The following is a 23,100-nucleotide window of genomic DNA, read 5'->3' on the forward strand; positions in this document are numbered from 1 at the left end:
ATGGATACTAAAATCATTACAAATCCATCAGAACAAGATATAGATACTTTGGCCCGTGCTTTGCGCAATGGTGAATTGATATCTATACCAACCGAAACTGTATACGGTTTAGGTGCTAATGGTCTAGATCCAGAGGCGATGGATAAAATCTATGCTGCCAAAGGACGGCCTTCTGATAATCCACTCATTTTGCATGTTCCTAATAGTGAAAGCATAAAACCTTTAGTAACAGAAATTTCTGCTACGGCGCAAGCCTTAATGGATGCATTCTGGCCAGGGCCATTAACGATTACATTGCCTAAATCTGATTTAGTGCCAGATCGTGCTACAGGTGGCTTACCTCGTGTGGCGTTGCGTTGCCCTGATCATAAGGTATGCCGCGCATTATTAGAACGTGCCGGTGTACCTGTAGCGGCTCCTAGTGCCAATATATCTGGACGTCCAAGTCCTACAACAGCACAAGATGTTTACCATGATATGAAGGGTCGTATTTCCTATATTTTAGATGCTGGTTCATGTACGATTGGTGTAGAGTCTACTGTTGTAGAAGTCCATGATGATAAGGTCATTATATTGAGACCTGGTGGAATTACAAAAGCTCAACTTGAAGGTGTTGTGTCTACAGTTGAGTATGATACTGCTCTAGTTAATGCTACCACTAAGCCAAAGGCTCCCGGGATGAAATATACGCATTATGCACCTGATGCACCTATGACGGTTGTTGTAGGTAATCCAGAGGACATAGCATCTATGTTTAAGGCGCTTTCAGAAGGTATAGAAGGTCCCATAGGGTGTTTGGTAAGTCATGAAACGTATAACTTGATTAAAGAGGATGGACAATTTATGTGCCATTGTTTTGGCCATCATGGAGATGCATTAGCATTGGGGCACGACTTTTATAAAAGTCTATTACATTTTAATGAAAATCATGTTACGCTAATCCTAGCAGAAGGTGTTGATGATGATGGTTTTGGTGTTGCCATTATGAATCGAATGGAAAAAGCATCGAGTCATCATATCATTTATAAGTAAATTTACTAGCATAAAGATGTCCACTGATAATAGAAAAATGTCTTTACATATTGGATAGATTTGCTATAATGTATAAAGTAATCACAAAATGTGATTGAGTAAGGATGTTATTATGAATATTTTATTTGTATGTACCGGTAACACTTGCCGCAGCCCAATGGCTGAAGGTATTACACGGGCCCTTGCAGTGGAGAAACATAAGGATGTTACAACTGTATCAGCTGGTTTATTTGCCGCTTATGGAGCAAAACCAACTGAACAAGCCGTAGTAGCTGTCCGTTCCATTGCAGATATTTCCAACCATGAATCGAGACCCTTAACGATGGAACTCGTAAATGCAGCAGATCTTATTCTTGGTATGACGAAAGATCACAAATCTGTACTACTTCGCCAATTCCCCTTTGAGGAAGGTAAAATTAAAACAATTTCCGAGTGGGGTGGTCTAGATGGTGATGTTACGGACCCATATGGATCTGACCAAACCGTATATAATCAATGTGCGGAACAAATTTATCACTTAGTAGAGGCTGGTCTTACATCAGTGCCTCAGAAGGCGTAGGAGATGAAATTATGAAAGTTGCAATCGGTTGTGATCATGGCGGATTAAATCTGAAGGAATCTGTTAAAGAGGTATTGAGTGCATTGGGACATGAAGTAGAGGATTTTGGTTGTTATTCAGCTGAGTCTTGCGACTATCCTGATATTGCAGTACCTGTAGCAAATGCAGTTGTATCTGGTCAAGCAGATCGCGGTATTTTGATTTGTGGTACGGGTATCGGTATCGGTATTGCAGCAAATAAGATAGCGGGCATTCGCGCTGCTCTTTGTCATGATACATTTTCTGCTCACGCATGTCGTGAACATAATGATGCGAACATCCTTACTATGGGTGAACGCGTTATTGGACCAGGCCTTGCTAACGATATTGTAACCATTTTTATGGAAACTGAGTTTGAAGGTGGACGTCATGCACGTCGTGTAGAGAAAATAAAAGCATTAGAGAAATAATACATCATTACTTTATAGATAGTTGTTCTATATGAGGAGGATACTCATGAGTTTCTTAGAAAAACAAGACCCTAATATTCAAGCTGTTATCAACCAAGAGTTAGCACGCCAACGCGATAAATTAGAAATGATTGCTTCTGAAAATTTTGTTTCTCAAGCTGTAATGGAAGCTCAAGGTAGCGTATTGACTAACAAATATGCAGAAGGGTATCCTGGCAAACGCTATTATGGCGGTTGTGAAAATGTTGATGTTATTGAAACATTGGCTATCGAACGTGCAAAACGCCTGTTCGGTGCAGAACATGCTAATGTACAACCTCACTCTGGTTCTCAAGCAAACTTTGGCGTGTATTTCGCATTATTACAACCAGGTGATACTATTGTGGGTATGAACTTGTCCCACGGCGGTCATTTGACTCATGGTTCTCCAGTTAACGTATCTGGTACATATTTCAATGTAGTACCTTATGGTGTAGATGCTGAAACACAACAAATCGACTACGATGAGTTCCGTAAAATTGTATTAGAAGCAAAACCTAAGTTGATTATCGCTGGTGGTAGTGCTTATAGCCGTCAAATCGACTTTAAGAAAATGGCTGAAGTGGCACACGAAGTAGATGCTATTTTCATGGTAGATATGGCTCACTTTGCTGGACTTGTAGCAGCTGGTTTACATCCAAACCCTGTGGAATATGCAGATATCGTTACTACAACAACTCATAAAACATTGCGTGGCCCTCGTGGTGGTATGATTCTTTGCAAAGAAAAGTATGCTAAAGCAATCGATAAAGCTATCTTCCCTGGCATCCAAGGTGGTCCTTTGATGCATGTTATCGCTGCTAAAGCTGTAGCATTTGGTGAAGCTTTACAACCTGAGTTCAAAGTATATGCACAACAAGTCATCGACAATGCAAAAGCGCTGGCTGCAGCATTACAAGAAGAGGGCTTAACAATTGTTTCTGGCGGTACAGATACTCATGTTATGCTTGTAGATGTTCGTAATACTGGTTTAACTGGTAAAGAAGCTGAACACTTACTCGATGAAGTAGGTATTACATGTAATAAAAATACAATTCCATTTGATCCAGCTAGCCCATTTGTAACAAGCGGTATTCGTCTTGGTACGCCAGCTCTTACAACGCGTGGTTTGCAAGTGAAAGATATGGAAGAAATTGCCGATATTATTGCAGTGGTTCTTAAAAATCCTGAGGATAAATCGGTCCATGAAGAAGCTAGTAAACGTGTTGCTGCACTTTGTGAAGCGTATCCATTGTACTAATCGATTGTATTAATATTAAATATATATTTATAGTCCTATAAGTTTATAGGTAGTGTAAAAGGGGTGTGCCATCGGCACATCCCTTTCAATATTTTTATGGCATGATTTTCTAATCTGTGATAGAGTAAATATGATAGTTAATCGCTAGAATGGGATATGTATATTGTTTTATAGGAGGACAGTCATGAAAGTTAATGTTATGACACATCCATTGATTCAACACAAAGTTACATTGATGCGTGACGTACAAACAGGCTCTAAAGATTTCAGAGAACTACTTGATGAAATTACTATGTTGATGGGGTATGAAATTACACGCAACTTACCACTTGAGGATGTGGAGGTAGAAACACCACTAACTAAAATGACTGGCAAACGAATTGCAGGTAAAAAACTGGGTATTATTCCAATTCTTCGCGCTGGTCTAGGTATGGTAAATGGTATGCTTAGTTTAATTCCAACTGCAAAAGTTGGTCATATTGGTTTGTACCGTGATCCTGAAACTTTGAAACCAGTAGAATACTACTGTAAACTACCATCTGACGTAGGGGAACGCGACTTCATCGTAACTGATCCAATGCTTGCTACTGGTGGTAGTGCAGCCGCAGCGATTACATTGCTAAAAGAAAAAGGTGCTAAACATATTAAATTAATGTGCTTAGTAGCTGCTCCCGAAGGTGTAGAGGCTGTAAATAAAGAACATCCTGATGTTCCTATTTATGTAGCGGCCCTCGACGAAAAACTTAATGATCATGGTTACATCTTACCTGGCTTAGGGGATGCTGGTGACCGTATCTTCGGTACAAAATAAAATACAATAAAACGACATATTAGAATATAATAAGGGGACATGACGACATATTATTAGATTTGAAATAATAACAAATTATCTAAGGCGTATGTCGTTTTCTCTTATTTAGGGTTGAATAAAAATTACATAAGGTATACAATACAAGTGTAAAAGTATTTTTTTATTTTAGGTGGGACGGATTTTGTTCACATGGGACGAAAAACGATTCATGTAATCCCAACGGGTAAAGGAGGGACCCGATGAACGAATTTCTAATGATATGTGAACGTATTGTTCCTGAAATTGTTAGCGTATTGAAGGAGCGATACAAAATACTAAACCACCTTGTTTATGAAGAGCCTATAGGCCGTAGAACATTAGCTACAGCAACGGATCTTCCAGAGCGAACCGTACGAAGTCATATTGAGTTAATGCGTGCTAATGGTCTTGTAGACATTTATAAACCAGGGATTTTTCTCACTGATGAGGGTCATGCAATTGTTCCAAAGTTACGAAATTTTTTAAATGAGCTAGATCGTATTAACGAGCTAGAACATCGATTGACTGAAGCACTTCATATCGATAGAGTTGTTATTACACCTACAGAAGGAACCTTGATGGTTAAAAAGTTAGGCTTTACAGCGGCAAAGTTATTGCAAGACCTATTGAAACCTAATGCAGTAGTAGCCATCAGTGGCGGTAGCACCATGGCAGCAATAGCTGAAGAAATGCCTATCTTACCTTTCAATCCTACTGTGGTACCAGCCCGTGGTGGCGTTGGTGAAGTAGTGGAATACCAAGCTAATGTAATTGCTTCGGTGCTTGCTGAACGACTAAGTGGTTCCTATAAGATGCTCCATTTACCTGATGGACTTTCACAAGACTCATTACATATGCTCATGACTTGTGAACCACAAATTAAAGAAATTGGAGACCTCATTAGTAGGACTGACGTACTATTATTTGGTATTGGTACTGCAATGCGCATGGCGGATCAGCGCCATATTGCCGATGATGTGCGTAAGCAGTTGGTAGATAATCATGCGGTAGGTGAAGCACTTGGCCAATATTGTGACATTAAGGGTAAGTTAATTTATTCTACTAATAATATTGGTTTATCACTTCCCGATGTAGTAAAGGTTCCCAATGTTATTGCTGTAGCTGGCGGACAAGAAAAAGCGAGCGCTATTATAGGTGTGATGCGAGCTTGCCAGAAAGGGATACTTATCATTGATGAGCAAGCAGCCGAAGGTATGCGTCAATTGTTACAAATTTCTGCCTTATAGGCGAATTAGTAGTTATAAATTTTAGTTTGAATTTGGTTAGAATTTTTGTTATTAGGAGGATCTAACAATGGCAGTAAAAGTTGGTATTAACGGTTTTGGTCGTATCGGTAAATGTGTAGTTCGCGCAGCGATTAATAATCCTGATGTGGATGTAGTGGCAATTAATGCAACTGGTGATAATGAAGGTACTGCATTATTGTTGAAATATGATTCCGTACACGGTACAATTCCTAATGAAGTAACATTTGATGAAGAAAATATCTACGTTGATGGTAAAAAAATCCGTGTATTCCATGACCGCGATGCTTCTAAATTACCTTGGTCTGAAGAAGGCGTAGAAATTGTTATGGAATGTACTGGTAAATACCGTGATGCAGAGGAAGCAAAGGTTCATTTGAATCAACCTACTGTAAAAAAAGTATTAATCTCTGCACCTGGTAAAAACGAAGACTTAACTATGGTTATGGGCGTTAACCAAGATATGTATGATCCTGCAAAACATCACATTATCTCTAATGCATCTTGTACAACAAATTGCTTGGCTCCATTTGCTAAAGTATTATGTGATGAATTCGGTATCAAACGCGGTATGATGACTACAATTCATTCCTACACAAATGACCAAAAAATTCTTGATGCACGTCATAAAGACCCTCGCCGTGCTCGTGCTGCAGCAATGTCCATCATTCCTACAACAACTGGTGCAGCGAAAGCTGTTGCTAAAGTATTGCCTCAATTAAAAGGTAAATTAGATGGTTTTGCATTGCGCGTTCCTACTCCAGACGTATCTGCTACGGATCTTGTTTGCGAACTTGAAAAACCGGCTACTAAAGAAGAAATCAACGAAGCATTCCGCAAAGCAGCAGCTGGTGAATTAAAAGGTATTCTTGGTGTATCTGATGTGCCATTGGTATCCTGTGATTTCAGCTCTGATCCTCGTAGCTCCATTGTTGATGCTGATTTGACAATGGTTATGGATGGCAACATGGTAAAAGTTGTTTCTTGGTATGACAATGAATGGGGTTACTCTGAACGTCTTATCGACATGGCCGCATTTGTAGCAAGCAAAGGCTTATAATCAGGAGGCTTTGATGAAACAAACAATTGAAGGTTTACAAGTAGCTAATAAAACAGTATTTGTTCGTGTTGATTTTAATGTTCCTATGAAAGACGGTGTCATCACTGATGACACTCGTATTCGTAGTGCATTACCTACTATCAATTACTTAATCGAAAAAGGGGCAAAGGTTATCCTTGCTTCTCACTTTGGTCGTCCTAAAGGAGAACGCAAACCAGAAATGTCTTTGGCACCATGTGCTAAGCACTTATCTGACCTTATCAACAAGCCTGTAGCATTCGTAGATGACTGTATTGGTCCTAAAGTTGAAGAAGCTGTAAAAGCATTACAATCTGGTGATGTATTGATGCTTGAAAATTTGCGTTACCACAATGAAGAAACTAAAAATGACCCTGAGTTTGCTAAGCAATTGGCATCTCTTGCAGATGTTGCTATCAATGATGCGTTTGGTGTATCTCACCGTAATGCGGCATCTGTAGTCGGTATTGCTGATTATATCCCTATGGCAGCAGGTTTCTTGCTCAAAAAAGAAATTGACGCATTAAGTGCAGCTATAGTACATCCCAAAACACCTATGGCAGCAATCATCGGTGGTGCTAAGGTAACAGATAAAATTTCTGTAATTTCTAATTTATTACCTAAAGTTGATGTAATGATTATCGGCGGTGGTATGGCTAACACTTTCATTAAAGCGCAAGGCTGTAACATTGGTAGCTCCTTATTTGAAGAAGGTCAAGAAGCTATCGCTACAGATCTTGTTATGGAAGCACGTGTAGCAGGGGCTAAATTATTGACTCCAATCGATGCTGTAGTAGCTGATGCTTTCAGCAACGATGCTAATACTAAAATCGTTGATGTTGATCAAATTGAAGATGGCTGGATGATATTAGATATTGGGCCTAAAACCCGCGAACTTTATGTAGAAGCATTGGCGCCAATGAAGACTATTATTTGGAATGGTCCTATGGGCGTATTTGAAATGGAAAACTTTGCAGCTGGTACAAATGCAGTAGCGAAAGCTGTAGCTGAATCTGATGCGATGACTATCGTTGGTGGTGGCGACTCTGTAGCAGCCATTGAAAAAAGTGGTTTAGCAGATAAAATTAGCCACATCTCCACAGGTGGCGGTGCATCTTTAGAATTCTTAGAAGGCAAAATCCTACCGGGTATTGCTGCATTGTCCGAGGCATAATATGAGAAAACCCATTATTGCAGGGAATTGGAAAATGAATGGCACCATTGCATCTGGATCAATTCTGATCGAAGCGTTTAACAGCGTGTTACAAGATATGGAATTGTCCTGTGATGTAGTTGTATGTCCGCCTTTTACAGCTATCGAACGTGCTGTAGTATTGACGAAAAATACAGCTATTGAAGTAGGTGCACAAACTATGGATTATCATGATGCTGGTGCGTTTACTGGTGAGATTTCACCACTTATGCTTACAGAAGTAGGCGTTAATTATGTAATCATCGGTCACTCTGAGCGCCGTGAATATTATGGCGAAACAGATGAGACCGTTAATGCAAAAATTAAAAGTGCATTTCATCATAATTTGAATCCTATTGTCTGTGTTGGTGAAAGTTTAGAACATCGTGAAACGGGTCATACACTTGACTGGATTACGTCTCAACTAAAAGGGGCTTTGGCTGATATTCCGAAAGAACAAGTCAGTCAATTGATCATTGCGTACGAACCAATTTGGGCTATCGGTACGGGCAAGACAGCAACGGCTGATCAAGCTGAAGAGGTATGCAAAGAAATCCGCAATTACATTCAATCTTTATATGATAATGAAACTGCCGATGCAGTACGCATCCAGTATGGTGGTAGCGTTAAATCAGAAAATGCACTAGAAATCCTTGGAGAGCCTAATATTGACGGTGCTCTCGTAGGTGGTGCATCACTTGTGGTCGATGAATTTATTGATATTATTAAAGCTGCAAACCAAGTAAGCGCTTAATATGAGGTTACAAATGGCTAAATTAGAGGCTCCCGTAATGCTAGTCATCCTAGATGGCTTTGGCTTGGGGGATAAATCAGACACAACCAATGCTGTAGTACAGGCGAAGCCGCTCTGTTTTAATCGATTATGGGATATGTATCCACATACAACATTAGAAGCATCAGGGCTTGCGGTAGGCCTTCCAGAAGGTCAAATGGGGAACTCTGAAGTAGGCCATTTAAATCTTGGCTCTGGTCGCATCGTGTATCAAGATTTGACACGTATTACAAAAGATGTTGAGTCTGGTGAGTTTTATAGTCGCCCAGTTATGCGTGAGCTATATGAAGTGGCTAAAAAGCAAAGCTTACATCTTATCGGCCTAGTGTCTGATGGAAATGTTCATTGCTCCTTAGATCACATTAAGGCAGTCATTAAAGGAGCTCATGATAATGGAATCGAGCATGTGTATGTCCATGCTTTGCTCGATGGTCGTGATGTAGCTCCACAATGTGCACAAGGCTATTTAAAGGACTTAGAAGCGTATATGGCAGAGGTCAACTGTGGCAAAATTGCTACAGTTAGTGGTCGCTATTATGCGATGGACCGCGATAATCGTTGGGACCGCGTTGAATTGGCATACAATGCCATTGTAAATGGTCAAGGTGAAACAGCTGGGTCTGCTTGTGAAGCGGTGCAACAGTCCTATGATAAAGATGCAGCAGATGAGTTTGTACTTCCTACGGTGATTGATGCTGCAGGGACTATCAAAGATGGAGATGCGGTTATATTCTGTAACTTCCGCCCAGATCGTGGTCGTGAACTTACAAAAGCACTAGTATTACCTGATTTTGATGGCTTTAAACGGAAGCCACTATCTATATATATGGCAACTATGACAAAATACGAGGATGGTTTGCCCGTACATATTGTGTATGAAAAGGATACATTATCTGAAACATTAGGTGAAGTTCTAAGTGCAGGTGGTTATCGCCAATTGCGTATTGCGGAAACAGAAAAGTATGCTCATGTTACATATTTCTTCAATGGCGGTGAAGAGGAACCCTTTGAAGGTGAGGACCGCATTCTCGTAAAATCCCCTCAAGTGGCCACCTATGATTTACAGCCAGAAATGAGCGCTTATGAAGTGACCGATAAGGTTGTACAAGCAATTCAAGATGAAACGTATGATATGATTATTTTGAACTTTGCTAATCCAGATATGGTCGGTCATACGGGTAGCTTTGAAGCCGCCGTTAAAGCGGTTCAAGCTGTGGATATTTGTTTGGGGCGTATTGTAGGGGCTATTCGTAACAAGAAAGGTCATCTGTTAGTTACAGCAGATCATGGTAATGCAGAGCTTATGGTTAATCATGAAACAGGTAAGGTACATACGGCACATACAACGAACTTGGTTCCTTTAATTTTAATGAGCGACAGTTTAAAAACAGCTACATTAGAAGCTGGTAAATTATGTGACATTGCTCCTACATTATTAGATTTAGCTGGGATACAACAACCAACAGCCATGACAGGTCACAGCTTGGTACATAAAGCATAATATGGAGCTTTCACTATATTAGTAGTTAATTAGAGTTATAAGCCTATAAGGTTAAGCTCAATATATATAATGGCTGTCAGATGGCAGTTATTCCATTAGATTTTATGAGGTGAAGAAATGGCAGTAATTGAACAAGTCATTGCAAGAGAGATTTTAGATTCCCGCGGTAATCCAACAGTTGAAGTTGAAGTATGTTTAGAAGATGGTACTATTGCGACAGCAGCTGTTCCATCTGGTGCTTCCACAGGTATGTTTGAAGCCGTAGAATTACGGGATGGAGATAAATCCCGTTACTCCGGTAAAGGTGTTTTAAAAGCTATCGATAATGTAAATGCTAAAATTGGTCCTGCACTTATCGGTTATGACGCTACAGAACAAGTGGCAATCGATAACTTGATGTTGCAACTTGACGGTACAGACAATAAATCTAACCTTGGTGCAAATGCAATTCTTGGTGTATCCATGGCAGTAGCTCGTGCGGCGGCTGAATCTTTGGACTTGCCATTATTTGTATATCTTGGTGGCTTCAATGCTAAAGAGTTGCCAGTTCCTATGATGAATATCTTGAATGGTGGCGCACATGCAGATAACAACGTAGATATTCAAGAATTCATGATCATGCCTGTAGGCGCTAAATCTTTTGCAGAAGCTCTTCGTAGCTGTGCAGAAGTATACCATACTTTGAAATCCGTACTTCACAATAAAGGTCTTAGTACTGCAGTAGGTGATGAAGGTGGTTTCGCACCTAACTTGTCATCTAATGAAGAAGCATTAGAAGTAATTTGTGAAGCTATTAAAGCTGCTGGTTATGAACCAGGAAAAGATTTCAAATTGGCACTTGATTCTGCATCTTCTGAATTCTACGAAGATGGTAAATACAATCTAGCTGGCGAAGGCAAAGTTAAAACAGCTGCTGAAATGGTAGACTTTTACGAATACCTAGTAGGTAAATACCCAATTGTATCCATCGAAGATGGTCTTGCTGAAGAAGATTGGGAAGGCTGGAAATTGTTGACAGACCGCCTTGGTGACCGCGTACAACTTGTTGGTGATGATTTATTTGTGACTAACACAAAACGTTTGGCTCGTGGTATTGAGCTTGGTGTAGGTAATTCTATTCTTGTAAAAGTTAATCAAATCGGTACTCTCACTGAAGCTTTTGATGCTATGGAACTTGCTAAACGTGCTGGTTACACTTGCGTAGTATCTCACCGCTCTGGTGAAACTGCAGATACATTCATTGCTGATATTGCTGTAGCTGTAAATGCTGGTCAAATCAAGACTGGCGCACCGGCTCGTTCTGAACGTGTAGCAAAATATAATCAATTACTTCGCATTGAAGAAATGTTATACGAAACAGCTCAATATAAAGGTAATGACGTTTTTTATAACTTAAAATAAGATACGTTATATCTAATAGTCCAATAAGGGCGCCCTTTGGGGCGCCTTTTTTGTATGTCTAAAAATAGAAAAGTTTTCGCTTCGTGGATTTTTAAAAATAAAAGAGGGATTTAGAGGCTGATGTCGAAACCTATAACGCCATACGCTAGTGTGAGGTAAAAACATACCGCAAGGTATTGGAGGTGACCATGTATGTAGACGTAACATTAGACGATATTATCTTGTATGCCTTAGAACACCATGTGAGCGATATCCACTTTGATCCCGTTAAAAGTGGTGCTCATGTTCGGTTGCGAAAAGATGGACTGCTGCAACATTACATGACTGTATCATTTGAAGAAGCTGAACTCATTATCAACCGTATTAAGGTTTGTAGCTCTCTAGATATTAGCGAGAAGCGTTTACCACAAGATGGGCGTTGGTCTTGGAGTCATAAAAATAAGTCTGTAACGATGCGTGTATCTACATTGCCTAGCCTATACGGAGAAACCTTAGTATGTCGCCTTATGGGAAATGAAGGGAGTCATAAAGACTTAAAAGAATTAGGCATGCAGCCGGATATCTTTGAGCACATTGAACAATTATTAAAACGTCCTTATGGATTATTACTTATCTGTGGACCTACAGGCAGTGGTAAGACAGCTACTTTATATGCCATGCTTCGCATGTTAAATTTAGACGAAACTAAGCTTATCTGTCTTGAAGATCCTGTAGAAGCCGAAATCAAAGGGGCTATACAAATTGGTATTAATGAAAAGATTGGATTTACCTTTGCCAAAGGTCTTCGCTCTGTATTACGGCAAGATCCAGATACGATTATGATTGGTGAAATTAGGGATAAGGAGACCGCAGAGTTAGCCGTTAAGTCTGCTTTAACGGGGCATCGCGTATTATCTACTATACATACCAATACAGCTATAGGCGTTGTAACGCGACTCATGGATATGGGCGTAGAGCCGTACTTAATACGGGCTACTTTAATGGGGGCTATTGCACAACGGCTAGTACGAAAATTCGATGGTACATCATATCAGGGACGGACTGCTCTATTTGAATACTTAGAAATACCAGCTAATTCAGCTCATTGGGACGAATTAGAAACACATTTATTATTGTCATTAGAAGAGTCTGCTCGTAAGGCCGTATCTCAGCATGTTACATCTATAGAGGAGGTGCATCGTTGTGGACTCATGCTGTAAGAGTGAAAGTTTAGAAACTATTGTAGAAAATGCAATACAACTATCATCAACAGATATTCATCTACAATGTGGTCAGCCTATCTATTTGCGACATGGTGATGGATTAAAGGCTACTTCATTTATGTGTACTACAGAATTAATCGAGGATATATTGCGCCGTTGCGGTATAGCATCCTATGAATGGCAGTCTCTTGATGAGGCTTGTTCCTGTTGTGGTGTGCGTATTCGTGTTCATCTATATCGAGCTAATCAGACCATATGTGGTACATTGCGATTACTTTGTCATCAGCAACTTAAGTTAGATGATAATAGTGAAGGTCAGTTATTACAAAAGCTATGTGAAGCACATGATGGTCTATTGCTTGTTTGTGGTCCTACAGGCAGTGGTAAAAGTTTTACCTTAGCTTGTTGTATTGATTATATAAATCAGACTATGGAGCGCCACATTATTACCTTAGAAGACCCTATCGAATTTGAGTTTGTACCTAAAAAGTCTTTAATACATCAACGACAATTAGGTGCTGATATTAATACTATGTCAGATGGTATTCGAGATGCTTTACGAGAGGATCCGGATGTCATTATGGTAGGCGAACTTCGAGATCGTGAAACCCTTGAAGCGGCACTTCATGCGGCAGAGACTGGTCACCTTGTAATGGCGACTATGCATACACAGCGTGCAGTGATGGCGGTTCACCGCATGATTTCTCTATTTCCTGGGGAGCAACAAGAAGAGATACGCAATCAAATATCTCAAGTGTTACGGGCCGTTATATGTCAGCGTTTACTTCGATGGAATAAAAAGTTCATTACTATTCGTGATATTTTGCTAAATACCCATGCAGTAGCAAATTTGATACGGACCCGTAAGGAACCACAAATCATATCTATTCAAGAAACGCAACTACCGATGAAAACATTAGAAATGGCTGTGCGAGATGTAAAGGCACAATATGGAGCCCAACAACAATTGCATACCTTGCTTGATCAACAATTATCGTAGGTGAATATATGGAGGCTTATGAATATGTCGTAAAAAATAATCAAAATGAAACAGAAAAAGGTTTGATGTGGGGGGATTCAGAGCAAGAAATTGCAATACGGTTAAAACGAGATGGCTATAAAATTTATAGGATATCGTTGCAGAATGAAAAAAAGAAACATAAATGGAATCATACTATGGTGGTAGATGTGACTTATCAATTAGGTCTACTCATTGAATCTGGTGTTCCATTACGGCGTGCCTTACAGCTACTCTGCCAGGGAAAACGAGGACTACTCTATACAGCTTTATATGAATCTATAGAGCGTGGTCAGACTTTATCACAAGCCCTACGGCGTGAAGGATGTCCTCCTATTGCTTTGGCTTTACTAGAAAGTGGTGAAGCAGCGGGCACCTTGGGTGAGAGTTTACAATATATATCCCGTCACTACGATTGGGAGAGACAGCTGAAACAAAAGGTTATGAGTGCTATTTCTTACCCTTTATTTCTTCTTCTGATGATGAATATATTTTTTCTAGTCACCATTTTGTTTATTATTCCTTCGTTTGAAAAGGTATTTACCACTATGCATATTACATTACCTTTGATGACGCGAGCTCTTTTTGCATTAGGACAAGGGTTAAAATCGCATCCTCTAATGGTAATAGCTATACATTGTGTTGTAATAGGTTCCTTAGCATTTGCTTATAAACAGCATAGTATAAAGTGTAAAGTACATCGTTGGCTTTGGCTGTTGGCTCACCGATACCAATGGAGTACTTGTGTGTATTATACAAGTATGTTAAAAGTTTGGGCTCTCTTACTAGATTCTGGTATTTCTATCATTCAAACCATGAATATTACTCGCCCTTTGTGGGGGAATATATATGGTGTTGAATGTAGTAAACAGGTGGAAGCAAAGTTATTATCAGGACACTCACTGGAAGAAAGTTTGCGTACTGGTCAGATAGGAAATGCTTTTATATGGCAAATGGTCTCCATTGGAGAAGAGAGTGGTGAATTAGTAAAGATGTTAAACCACTGTGGCTGCTACTATGAATCTATACTTTCAAAATATATTGCCCGTTTAGAACGATTGTTGGAACCGATTTTACTAACCCTAATGGGAATCGGTGTAGCCGTATTAGTTGTATCTGTTATGTATCCCTTATTCACGTCCATTGCCAACTTAGGAGGGCAATAGACAATGTTATTACTTAACTATTAAAAGGAGAATATTATGAAGTCTGTTATGCATATGATTCATGGAGTGAATCATCGATTAGAAATGTGCGGTCAATGGGTCGTAGATCGATTACATATTTCTCGTGTTCGAGAAGGCTTTAAAAAATCGAGAAAAGGCGGATTTACTCTCGTTGAATTAATGGTTGTAGTAGCAGTTATCGCTATATTAGCGGCTATTGCGATGCCACAATTCTTATCTGCTGCGGATAAAGCTAGAAACGCTAAAGAAACAGCAGATATTCAAATTATAAAAAATGCTACTCAATTGTATATGATTGTTAAAAATGTATTCTTAAATAAGTGCTTATTTACTGCATCTTTTAGTTGTTGAATATCCAATTCGTCAAAAATCGTCAAATTTTTTAACCAAAAATATTAGCAACTGCATTTGATGCCGCTGCTTTCATCTCATCGCTATAGTGTAAGTATGTTTTCATCACCATTGCCGGCGTATCGCCAAGTAATGATGATACTGTTTTTACATCAAGACCGTTAGCCAATAGCTTTGTGGCGTAGGTATGCCTTAGACTGTGCGCCGATAGATTATCTCCGAATTGTTTTATGTATGTATTGATTTGACATTTTACCCCATTCTTTTTATATGGGTTTAATACGAGGTCATGTTCAAACTCTAACTCATGTGATTTGTATTCCATGAGTATATTTACCAATATAGGTGGAATTGGCAAAATTCGTACCGAATTGGCGGTTTTAGTTTTCTCAAAGGTAATTACACCCTTGACATATTGAAGCTGCTTATTGACGGAAATTTTGCGATTTTTTAGGTCTATATCATTCCATGTTAGGCCATATACTTCACTTAATCGCATACCGGTATATCTAGCAATTTGTAAAAAATAATAGACTTGAGGGTATTTTTCCCTCATATATTTTACAAATTTATTTAAATCCTCATCAGAAATAGTATGGATCGCATTTTTGCGTTCCACGCGCGGCAGTCTAACACCAGTACATGGGTTATCTGAAATTATTCTATATGGGTTGATAGCTATATAAAATATCCGACTAACCACTTTATAATACGATGTAATGGTAGTAGGTGACGAAACCATATTATTTACCACATTTTGTATGTGTATTGGTTTAACATCGGATAACTTCATATTGTGAATTGATTTATAGGCATCCACGGCATGGCGGTACATATTTAATGTATTGTGCGTAACGTGGCCTTTTTTAATTTCAAGGAACATATTCGCAAATTCCTTGAATGTTAATTCTTTTAATTCTGTATCTTTAGTAAGTAGTGCAGTTTTGTCTAACTCCTTAACGATAACGTGGCCGTATTCCTTAGCTTCACGTTGCGTTCGGAATCCTTGCTTTGATTTTTGTCTCCATTTAAAGCCGTCTTTATAGGACACAATGACTTGATAGCCTTTATCTTTCTTTCTCACGCTGACGTTGTATTGCATAATGTCTCCGCCTTAACAATAGATTTAGGAAAACATAAATAAATAAACCATAAAAATTGAACCTTAGGAATTAATATAAAAATCAAATTCCATTTAGATTTTCCACAATCTATTAACCTCTTATATGCGCAAAAAACAATTAATACATAAAGGGAAAAGCCAATCAATATAGTAACCACATTGATTGTTGTATTGTGGTAGTAATCGACTAATGCCGGAACAACTATATACCCAAGAACATATTGAATAACTAAATAAGTTATAAATAAAATAGAAAACTTTAAGCGGTTCATAGAATTAAAGAAAGCCATTAATAATCATCTCCTTTGACTATTAAATATAACAACCTGTACGCTCAAATATTTTAAGTAACTCTATCGTATCGTTAAAAGTTAATTCCTTTTCATTACGGATGCTATCAATCATTTTTGGTGAGTTTCTTAAACAGGTATGCGCTACTAATAAAAAGGCGAATTTGTTTGCTTGATATTCCTTTTCTTTTTTATCTCTATCGGTCAATAAATCAATATCAAATAGGTTGTATCCGCCTTTATGCAATATGACATGACCTAATTCATGTGCTAACGCCACTTTTTTATGGTTTATATCTATTTTCGAGTTGATAACAATATCTTTTGAAAACGGTGTCTTTATTAATAACCCTTTTAAATGCTTTGGTAGTGATCTATAGTGAACACTAATTCTTAAATTCTTAGCAATAACATCTGGATCATTAGACCGATTTTCTTTAATAATATCTAACACAATAGGATACATTCGTTTCATACTACACCCCTATATATATTTATTTTTTATCCCTTTCATCTTTACGTGATGAAATAACCCCTTTAATCACATTCTCAACCATTTTCTTCTCTTGCTCAGTAAGTTCATAATCCCCATAGAACATCACTTTCACATTTTTTAGGTTGACAGTCGAGACATCTATTTTCCTTTGGATTTTAGGTGTCTCTTTTGTTTTGTCTAACTTCCCTGTTAAATATCCAATTTCAACGCCAAAGTAATCAGCTATTTTTTGCAATAAATCAACACGAGGAATTTTGTTTTGATTTTTCCAACTGCTTAATGTTGATTGCGCAATACCTGTTTCTTTAGATAGCTTATAGGCACTAACATTATTCTCCCTCATTAATTGCTCAATTCTCTCAAACATTTTCTCACCTTTGAATTGTTAATGAAAAATTTATGAATTTTAAAGAATGTTTACTTGATTACTTCGCCATCGTGTAGTATATTCTGATTGAGGATACTTCATGACAACGAAGTATAGATAATTGCATTACTTTATATACATAAAGTATATCACCAAAAAGGAGGTGAAGTAAAGAATTGTATAGTAATTATCAAAAATACAGGGATATGAAACATGTTTCTAATTATCAAGTGTCCAAAGATACAGGCGTATCACAATCCGCATTAAGTAATTGGAAACATCAAAAATCAATCCCTAGCGTAGGTAATTTATTAAAAATAGCAAATTACCTCGGATGTACCGTAGATGATTTGGTTAGAAAAGAGGGATAAATGGAAAGTTTAGTGTACACGGTTGAACAAGTAGCCGAACTGTTACAAATTTCAACAACATCTGTATACAACCTAAGAAATGATGGAAAGCTAACACAACTACCGAACATAAGCGGTGTGAAATTTAGCAAAAAAGAGGTTGAAGCATTGGCGGGTGTTGAAGATGAATATAACGCAATCGGTTATAGGAAACTACAAAGCGAGGTGGAAAATCTAAGAAAAGAAAACAAACATTTAAAAAACGAAATAAGAAAAATCACCAGCCAAATGCTAGTGATTACAGGAGAATTAGAATGACAACGGTTTTTAAAGTTATAGGTGCGATCTTGTTGATAGGCACGCCGGGCAGCTTAGAGCTTGATAATATCACGTTATACGAAGCGGTATTACAAGGGTTATTAGGCGTAGCACTATTATATGGCGGCATCTACATTGACGAAATAAAAAAGGCCCTTTAGTAATTGCAGTTACCAAAGGGCAGATGCGAAAAGTGAGTTATTAAAGCATCTTAACCGCATATTATCATATGTGCGTTATGGTGGCAAGGTGAAAATATGGATTGGGAATTAAATAAAGAACAAATCGCCGAAGTTTTTGCTATGTATATAGAACTATCCGAAAAACTAGCGAAAGAAAATATTTCTCTAAATTTTAGGGTTTCGCTAAAAAAGAAAGATAGGGAAGTTTTATTTACTTATACTGTGTACGCAATCGCCAACGACAAAATGACTTATGTAAAAATGGGCGATTATGAAACGCTAATGAAAACAAATGTAACAAACGAAGAACCAGAAATAATTATTGAGTTATTGAAAGGTGATAAATAAAAATGGCTAGTATCTACGAACTTAACAAAGATTATGCAGAATTATCCGCAATGCTTGAAGCGGCAGAAACGGAAGAAGAAATTCAAGCAATTCAAGATACATTGGAAATGCTTGATTGCAGCATTGAAGAAAAAATAGAAAACACGGCTAAATACATGGTTAATGTTGAAGCTGATATTCAAGGTATTAAGGCCGAAATTGATAGATTGAATAAGGTAAAAAAATCAAAAGAAAGCACCATTGAAACCCTAAAAAATAATATCGAATATTCAATGAAGCAAAAAGGCATTGAAAAATTAGAAGTTGGTACTTTTAAAGCTGGTTACAGAAAATCTGAAAGCGTTGAAATTACAAATCTTGATGTAATCCCAGCGGATTACACAAAGGTTGAAATTAAGGCCGATAAAACGGCTATTAAGAAAGCTATTAAAGCCGGAGAAACGGTAGAAGGTGCAGAAATTAAAGTAAATCAAAATTTCTATATTAAGTAGGTGATCGCATGGCAGTAAAAACATTACAACAAAAATTAATCGAAATACAAGCGGAACTAAAGGCACCTAAAAGCCAGTTTAATAAATTCGGTGGTTATAACTATAGAAATTGTGAAGATATTCTTGAAGCGGTTAAGCCGTTATGTGCGAAACATGATGTTGTACCGTTGTTAAGTGATGAAATCGTAATGATTGGCGAACGTTATTACATCAAAAGTATTGCAAAAATTACAGACGGTAAAGATGAAATCACAACAACTGCATTTGCCCGTGAAAGTTTTGATAAAAAAGGCATGGATGAAAGCCAAATTACTGGTTCTGCTTCTTCTTATGCGCGAAAATATGCGTTAAATGGCCTGTTCTGTATTGATGATACAAAAGATGCTGACTTTATGGATAATTCACAAAACAAAAAACAAGCATCAACGCCAACACAAACAACAAAACCAAAAGAAAAACACGTTGCCGGTTATAATGAATTTCTAAAAATACAAAAAGAAAAAAATGTACCACCGGTAGAAATTACAAAGTATGTAGTAGCCGAATTCAAAAAGCCACGTGTTGGCATGCTAGATGAATTTGAAATGGTGGCGGCGTTAAAGTGGATAAAAAACTACGGACAAGATAAAGAGAAAAAAGGCTTTACATTATACGATAATGCAGACCAAGAACTTGAACATGAAGATGCTGGAGATCGCATTTAATGAAATGGGTAACAAAAGGAATTAATGTTATAAAATCTATTGGCTATAACATTTTAATTCCAGCGCCTAAAGATGAAACATTAAATAAATTAGATCCGGAAGTTGAATATATAGTCGAAATCAAAAAGAAAATAAAACGCCGTTCGCTGAATGCCAACGCCTATGCATGGGTATTGTGCGATAAGATAGCGCGGGAACTTTCAAAACACGCATATATTTCAAAAAATGACGTGTACAAGCGAATTTTGATTGAATGTGGTACATTTACCTATTTACCAATTAAAAACGATGCTATTGAGCGTTTTATTGAAATTTGGCAAGGTCATGGGTTAGGCTGGCATGCAGAAGATGCCGGCCCAGCCAAAACGGAAGGATATTCAATCATTCGTGCATACCACGGAAGCAGCGTTTACACAGTTGACGAAATGCGCCGTTTAATTGATGCACTCGTTGATGAATGCAACCAGTTAAACATACCGATTGAAAATAATGACTATATCAACTCATTAATAAATGAATGGGGCGAATATGAACAAAAGGAAAAGACAGGATAACGCACTATACGCCCGTACTAGAAAATGGGCGTATGAACGTGATGAGGGGTTGTGTGTGCTATGTGGAGCGCAAGCAACCGAAGTGCATCACATAGTGTTTAGGTCGCAAATGGGGTTATCTAATCTTAGCAATCTTGCTTGTTTGTGTAGAGATTGTCATATAAAAGCGCATGGATCAGATGCGAAACAGATTAGAGAAATTTTAAAAGAAAGGAATTCAAAAATACAATGGCAGAACGAAGAATGATGTCAAAATCTATTATCAAGTCCGATACATTCCTAGATATGCCAGCAACAACACAAAATCTATACTTTCATATGCTGCTTGATGCAGACGATGACGGTTTCATTAATGCTCCGAAGTCAATTATGCGAATGATTGGTGCTAAAGAAGATGATATGAAAGTACTTACTGCAAAGCAATTTGTTATACCGTTTGAAAGTGGTGTTGTAGTTATCAAAGATTGGAAGATACATAACTACATTCAGAACGATAGGTATAAACCAAGTGCATTGCCGGAACGTAATTTACTCAACATTCAAAAGGATAAATCATATACGTTAAAAGCAGATGTATCCAACATGGATACAAAATGTATCCAACCTGTATCCATAGGTAAGGATAGGATAGGTAAGGATAGGATAGATATACTATGTCATGTTTCACATGACGATGTGGATAAATCTCACTTTGAAATTATCGAATATCTTAATCTAAAAACAGGTTCAAAGTTCAAGCCTACAACTAAACCATATGTACAAGCAATTAGATCACGCTTGAAAGAAGGTTATACGGTTGAAGATTTTAAAACCGTCATTGATAAAAAATGCCGTGAGTGGAAAGGTACAAAATTAGAAAAGTATTTAACACCGAAAACATTATTTGCACCTAGCCACTTTGATACGTATTTGAATGGTAACGAAATGGCAGCTATGACAGATACGGAACGAAAGGTTGCAGAATTAAACGCATTGATTGATGCAGTAGAAAGAGGAACAGATGAAACCGGAAATATTGAAAGCTACGGGCCAACTATTGATATATCCGAATATTGACAATACAAAGGTTAAAATGTACGCCTATATGCTAGAAGATATTAACCCGGTAACTTTGGCGGAAGCAATTAAACAATGCATTAACACATGTGAATTCGTTCCAGCCGTTGCCACTATCCGCAAGAAAGCGGCTGAAATTTCCGGATATGTAAACGGTAAAGAAGAGCGGTTAATAGCGCAAGATGCATGGGAAGAAGTCAGGAAGGTTGCTAGTAGTTTTGGGTATGAAAAAGGTCTTAATGAACTTGAAGGCATTACAAGGCTTGCTGCTAAAACAATATGGCGTTTCTTTGATCCGAGAAATTGCCAAAGCTATAACGAAAGCGCGGCAATGAGCCAATTCTGTAAGGCTTATGAGCAACTGGTAAAGCGTGAAGAAAAACGTATGGAAATTGCGGAAAGCATCAAAAGTAATGGCTTGTTATCGGAAGCACGGAAAAGGGCAGAACTCAATATGCCACCTCAAACAGAAATTAAGATGCTTGATAATGGGCATTTGGTGGAAGTTGAAAAGTTCGAGCCGGTAGACCTTAAAGGATTGGTAGAAAAGGCGGATATTTCAGATGAAGGAAAAGCGTTAATTCTGGGGGTATTGAAATGAGTGAACAAAAGAAATACGAATTTACTGGAAAAATTAAAACGATATTTGGTATTGAATTTAAACAGATAAGGGCAATTATAAGTTTCGGTTGTGTAGTTGCCGGTGAAATTGGTGGTTGGATTGAATGCGAAGAAAATTTAAGCCAGTCCGGCGATGCTTGGGTGTCCGGCGATGCTTGGGTGTCCGGCGATGCTAGGGTGTACGGCGATGCTAGGGTGTCCGGCGATGCTTGGGTGTCCGGCGATGCTGAGGTGTCCGGCGATGCTAGGGTGTACGGCGATGCTTTGGTGTCCGGCAATGCTAGGGTGTCCGGCGATGCTAGGGTGTCCGGCAATGCTAGGGTGTCCGGCGATGCTAGGGTGTCCGGCAATGCTAGGGTGTCCGGCAATGCTAGGGTGTCCGGCGATGCTGAGGTGTCCGGCGATGCTGAGGTGAAAAAAGATGATGATTACATGGTTGTTGGTGGAGCTGGTCGTTATAATCGGTTCACAACATTCTTTAAATGCCGAGATAAAACAATCAAGGTAATATGTGGGTGTTTCTTCGGAACGATTATTGAATTTCGAGCAAAAGTAAAAGAGACACATAAAGGAAATAAGCACGAAAAAGTATATTTGGCTATGGCAGATATGGTTGAATTGCAGTTAGACGACAAGTAGGCAATTTAAGGTGGATTTAAGGAGATAGAACAATGAACACAGTACAAATTCTAGGTAATTTAGCACGTGATCCGGAAGTGCGATATACGCAATCCGGACGTGCGGTGGCCACTTTTACGGTAGCAGCAACTAATACCTATATTGACTCCACAACAAATGAAACGAAAGAACAGACTGCTTTCGTGAACTGTGTGGCTTGGGGCAAGTTAGGCGAAGCAGTAGGGAACTACCGAAAGGGAAACCGCTTATTTGTAGAAGGGCGAATCCAAACACGCTCTTACGAAGATAGCAACGGACAAAAGAAATATGTTACGAAAGTAATCGCCGGTTTTGTAGGATTATCCGCTTTAAATGATGCGGAAGCTGGCAGTAATTTCGATAATTTTGCAGATGATAAAGGGAACGATAAAAACGTTCCGTTTTAA

The 23,100-nt window shown here is 38.4% G+C and carries 30 protein-coding genes and 1 pseudogene; 27 read left to right on the plus strand and 4 right to left on the minus strand.

Annotation, left to right across the window (positions count from 1 at the left end; genetic code table 11):
- The 15 genes and pseudogenes from ACMKPP_RS06320 to ACMKPP_RS06390 all read left to right on the plus strand — a co-directional run.
- Positions 1–1,032: an L-threonylcarbamoyladenylate synthase gene (locus tag ACMKPP_RS06320; protein WP_279007577.1), complete on the plus strand. Its 1,032-nt coding sequence runs from the start codon at positions 1–3 to the stop codon at positions 1,030–1,032.
- Positions 1,033–1,144: 112 nt separating this feature from the next.
- Complete coding sequence (locus tag ACMKPP_RS06325) at positions 1,145–1,591, plus strand: low molecular weight protein arginine phosphatase (RefSeq protein WP_118091298.1); 447 nt, start codon at positions 1,145–1,147, stop codon at positions 1,589–1,591.
- Positions 1,592–1,602: 11 nt separating this feature from the next.
- Complete coding sequence (rpiB, locus tag ACMKPP_RS06330; protein WP_004696955.1) at positions 1,603–2,040, plus strand: ribose 5-phosphate isomerase B; 438 nt, start codon at positions 1,603–1,605, stop codon at positions 2,038–2,040.
- 46 nt (positions 2,041–2,086) lie between these two features.
- Positions 2,087–3,319: a serine hydroxymethyltransferase gene (locus ACMKPP_RS06335; RefSeq protein ID WP_279007579.1), complete on the plus strand. Its 1,233-nt coding sequence runs from the start codon at positions 2,087–2,089 to the stop codon at positions 3,317–3,319.
- Positions 3,320–3,503: 184 nt separating this feature from the next.
- Complete coding sequence (gene upp / locus ACMKPP_RS06340; protein WP_008601199.1) at positions 3,504–4,130, plus strand: uracil phosphoribosyltransferase; 627 nt, start codon at positions 3,504–3,506, stop codon at positions 4,128–4,130.
- Positions 4,131–4,369: 239 nt separating this feature from the next.
- Positions 4,370–5,395: a sugar-binding transcriptional regulator gene (locus tag ACMKPP_RS06345; RefSeq protein WP_279007581.1), complete on the plus strand. Its 1,026-nt coding sequence runs from the start codon at positions 4,370–4,372 to the stop codon at positions 5,393–5,395.
- Positions 5,396–5,462: 67 nt separating this feature from the next.
- Positions 5,463–6,473 (plus strand): type I glyceraldehyde-3-phosphate dehydrogenase, encoded by a 1,011-nt coding sequence (gene gap / locus ACMKPP_RS06350; protein ID WP_004697289.1) that lies wholly within the window; start codon positions 5,463–5,465, stop codon positions 6,471–6,473.
- Between the two features lie 13 nt (positions 6,474–6,486).
- Entirely contained in the window at positions 6,487–7,665 is a 1,179-nt protein-coding gene (locus ACMKPP_RS06355; protein ID WP_418369473.1) for a phosphoglycerate kinase, read from the plus strand.
- 1 nt (position 7,666) lies between these two features.
- Complete coding sequence (tpiA, locus tag ACMKPP_RS06360; protein WP_060919726.1) at positions 7,667–8,437, plus strand: triose-phosphate isomerase; 771 nt, start codon at positions 7,667–7,669, stop codon at positions 8,435–8,437.
- Between the two features lie 13 nt (positions 8,438–8,450).
- Complete coding sequence (gene gpmI, locus ACMKPP_RS06365) at positions 8,451–9,977, plus strand: 2,3-bisphosphoglycerate-independent phosphoglycerate mutase (protein WP_418369474.1); 1,527 nt, start codon at positions 8,451–8,453, stop codon at positions 9,975–9,977.
- Positions 9,978–10,094: 117 nt separating this feature from the next.
- A complete protein-coding gene (eno, locus tag ACMKPP_RS06370; protein ID WP_120055285.1) occupies positions 10,095–11,378 on the plus strand; it encodes a phosphopyruvate hydratase in 1,284 nt (427 codons plus the stop codon).
- Between the two features lie 188 nt (positions 11,379–11,566).
- A complete protein-coding gene (locus ACMKPP_RS06375; RefSeq protein ID WP_174892267.1) occupies positions 11,567–12,577 on the plus strand; it encodes a GspE/PulE family protein in 1,011 nt (336 codons plus the stop codon).
- Positions 12,561–13,580, plus strand: a complete 1,020-nt coding sequence (locus tag ACMKPP_RS06380) for a type IV pilus twitching motility protein PilT (RefSeq protein ID WP_060918900.1) — start codon at positions 12,561–12,563, stop codon at positions 13,578–13,580. The genes ACMKPP_RS06375 and ACMKPP_RS06380 overlap by 17 nt, the downstream gene beginning before the upstream one ends.
- A gap of 8 nt (positions 13,581–13,588) precedes the next feature.
- Positions 13,589–14,764, plus strand: coding sequence for a type II secretion system F family protein (locus ACMKPP_RS06385; protein ID WP_105086767.1), 1,176 nt, complete (start codon positions 13,589–13,591; stop codon positions 14,762–14,764).
- Between the two features lie 36 nt (positions 14,765–14,800).
- Positions 14,801–15,094: pseudogene (locus tag ACMKPP_RS06390) on the plus strand (prepilin-type N-terminal cleavage/methylation domain-containing protein); the annotation flags it as partial.
- Between the two features lie 73 nt (positions 15,095–15,167).
- Here ACMKPP_RS06390 and ACMKPP_RS06395 read toward each other — a convergent pair.
- The 4 genes from ACMKPP_RS06395 to ACMKPP_RS06410 are packed head-to-tail and all read right to left on the minus strand — an operon-like array spanning position 15,168 to position 17,412.
- On the minus strand, positions 15,168–16,238 hold the full coding sequence (locus ACMKPP_RS06395) for a tyrosine-type recombinase/integrase (RefSeq protein ID WP_418369475.1): 1,071 nt from the start codon (positions 16,236–16,238) through the stop codon (positions 15,168–15,170).
- Positions 16,217–16,549, minus strand: coding sequence for a DUF805 domain-containing protein (locus ACMKPP_RS06400; RefSeq protein ID WP_418369476.1), 333 nt, complete (start codon positions 16,547–16,549; stop codon positions 16,217–16,219). Before ACMKPP_RS06400 ends, ACMKPP_RS06395 begins: the two co-directional genes overlap by 22 nt.
- Positions 16,550–16,571: 22 nt before the next feature.
- A complete protein-coding gene (locus tag ACMKPP_RS06405; protein WP_278469694.1) occupies positions 16,572–17,024 on the minus strand; it encodes an ImmA/IrrE family metallo-endopeptidase in 453 nt (150 codons plus the stop codon).
- A 19-nt stretch (positions 17,025–17,043) separates the two neighbouring features.
- Complete coding sequence (locus tag ACMKPP_RS06410) at positions 17,044–17,412, minus strand: helix-turn-helix domain-containing protein (RefSeq protein ID WP_418369477.1); 369 nt, start codon at positions 17,410–17,412, stop codon at positions 17,044–17,046.
- A gap of 206 nt (positions 17,413–17,618) precedes the next feature.
- Here ACMKPP_RS06410 and ACMKPP_RS06415 point away from each other — a divergent pair, with 206 nt between their 5' ends.
- The 12 genes from ACMKPP_RS06415 to ACMKPP_RS06470 all read left to right on the plus strand — a co-directional run bounded on the left by ACMKPP_RS06415 (position 17,619) and on the right by ACMKPP_RS06470 (position 23,100).
- The gene (locus ACMKPP_RS06415) at positions 17,619–17,783 is read left to right on the plus strand and encodes a helix-turn-helix domain-containing protein (protein ID WP_412215092.1); all 165 of its coding nucleotides are present in this window, start codon (positions 17,619–17,621) and stop codon (positions 17,781–17,783) included.
- Entirely contained in the window at positions 17,784–18,080 is a 297-nt protein-coding gene (locus ACMKPP_RS06420) for a helix-turn-helix domain-containing protein (RefSeq protein WP_418369478.1), read from the plus strand.
- Positions 18,077–18,241 carry a hypothetical protein gene (locus ACMKPP_RS06425; RefSeq protein ID WP_418369479.1) on the plus strand — a complete coding sequence of 55 codons (165 nt, stop codon included), beginning with the start codon at positions 18,077–18,079 and terminating at the stop codon, positions 18,239–18,241. Before ACMKPP_RS06420 ends, ACMKPP_RS06425 begins: the two co-directional genes overlap by 4 nt.
- A 96-nt stretch (positions 18,242–18,337) precedes the next feature.
- Positions 18,338–18,610, plus strand: a complete 273-nt coding sequence (locus ACMKPP_RS06430; RefSeq protein ID WP_418369480.1) for a hypothetical protein — start codon at positions 18,338–18,340, stop codon at positions 18,608–18,610.
- 2 nt (positions 18,611–18,612) lie between these two features.
- Positions 18,613–19,101 carry a siphovirus Gp157 family protein gene (locus ACMKPP_RS06435; RefSeq protein WP_418369481.1) on the plus strand — a complete coding sequence of 163 codons (489 nt, stop codon included), beginning with the start codon at positions 18,613–18,615 and terminating at the stop codon, positions 19,099–19,101.
- An 8-nt stretch (positions 19,102–19,109) separates the two neighbouring features.
- A complete protein-coding gene (locus tag ACMKPP_RS06440) occupies positions 19,110–19,805 on the plus strand; it encodes an ERF family protein (protein ID WP_418369482.1) in 696 nt (231 codons plus the stop codon).
- On the plus strand, positions 19,805–20,359 hold the full coding sequence (locus ACMKPP_RS06445) for a hypothetical protein (RefSeq protein ID WP_418369483.1): 555 nt from the start codon (positions 19,805–19,807) through the stop codon (positions 20,357–20,359). Before ACMKPP_RS06440 ends, ACMKPP_RS06445 begins: the two co-directional genes overlap by 1 nt.
- Positions 20,334–20,606, plus strand: a complete 273-nt coding sequence (locus tag ACMKPP_RS06450) for an HNH endonuclease (RefSeq protein ID WP_353799198.1) — start codon at positions 20,334–20,336, stop codon at positions 20,604–20,606. Before ACMKPP_RS06445 ends, ACMKPP_RS06450 begins: the two co-directional genes overlap by 26 nt.
- Positions 20,588–21,415, plus strand: a complete 828-nt coding sequence (locus ACMKPP_RS06455; RefSeq protein ID WP_418369484.1) for a conserved phage C-terminal domain-containing protein — start codon at positions 20,588–20,590, stop codon at positions 21,413–21,415. Before ACMKPP_RS06450 ends, ACMKPP_RS06455 begins: the two co-directional genes overlap by 19 nt.
- A complete protein-coding gene (locus tag ACMKPP_RS06460) occupies positions 21,360–22,016 on the plus strand; it encodes a hypothetical protein (protein ID WP_418369485.1) in 657 nt (218 codons plus the stop codon). Before ACMKPP_RS06455 ends, ACMKPP_RS06460 begins: the two co-directional genes overlap by 56 nt.
- Positions 22,013–22,675, plus strand: a complete 663-nt coding sequence (locus ACMKPP_RS06465) for a bactofilin family protein (RefSeq protein ID WP_418369486.1) — start codon at positions 22,013–22,015, stop codon at positions 22,673–22,675. Before ACMKPP_RS06460 ends, ACMKPP_RS06465 begins: the two co-directional genes overlap by 4 nt.
- Positions 22,676–22,707: 32 nt before the next feature.
- Positions 22,708–23,100, plus strand: a complete 393-nt coding sequence (locus ACMKPP_RS06470; protein WP_418369487.1) for a single-stranded DNA-binding protein — start codon at positions 22,708–22,710, stop codon at positions 23,098–23,100.

Source organism: Veillonella parvula, from assembly GCF_048309325.1.
Classification (GTDB): Bacteria; Bacillota; Negativicutes; order Veillonellales; family Veillonellaceae; genus Veillonella; species Veillonella parvula_T.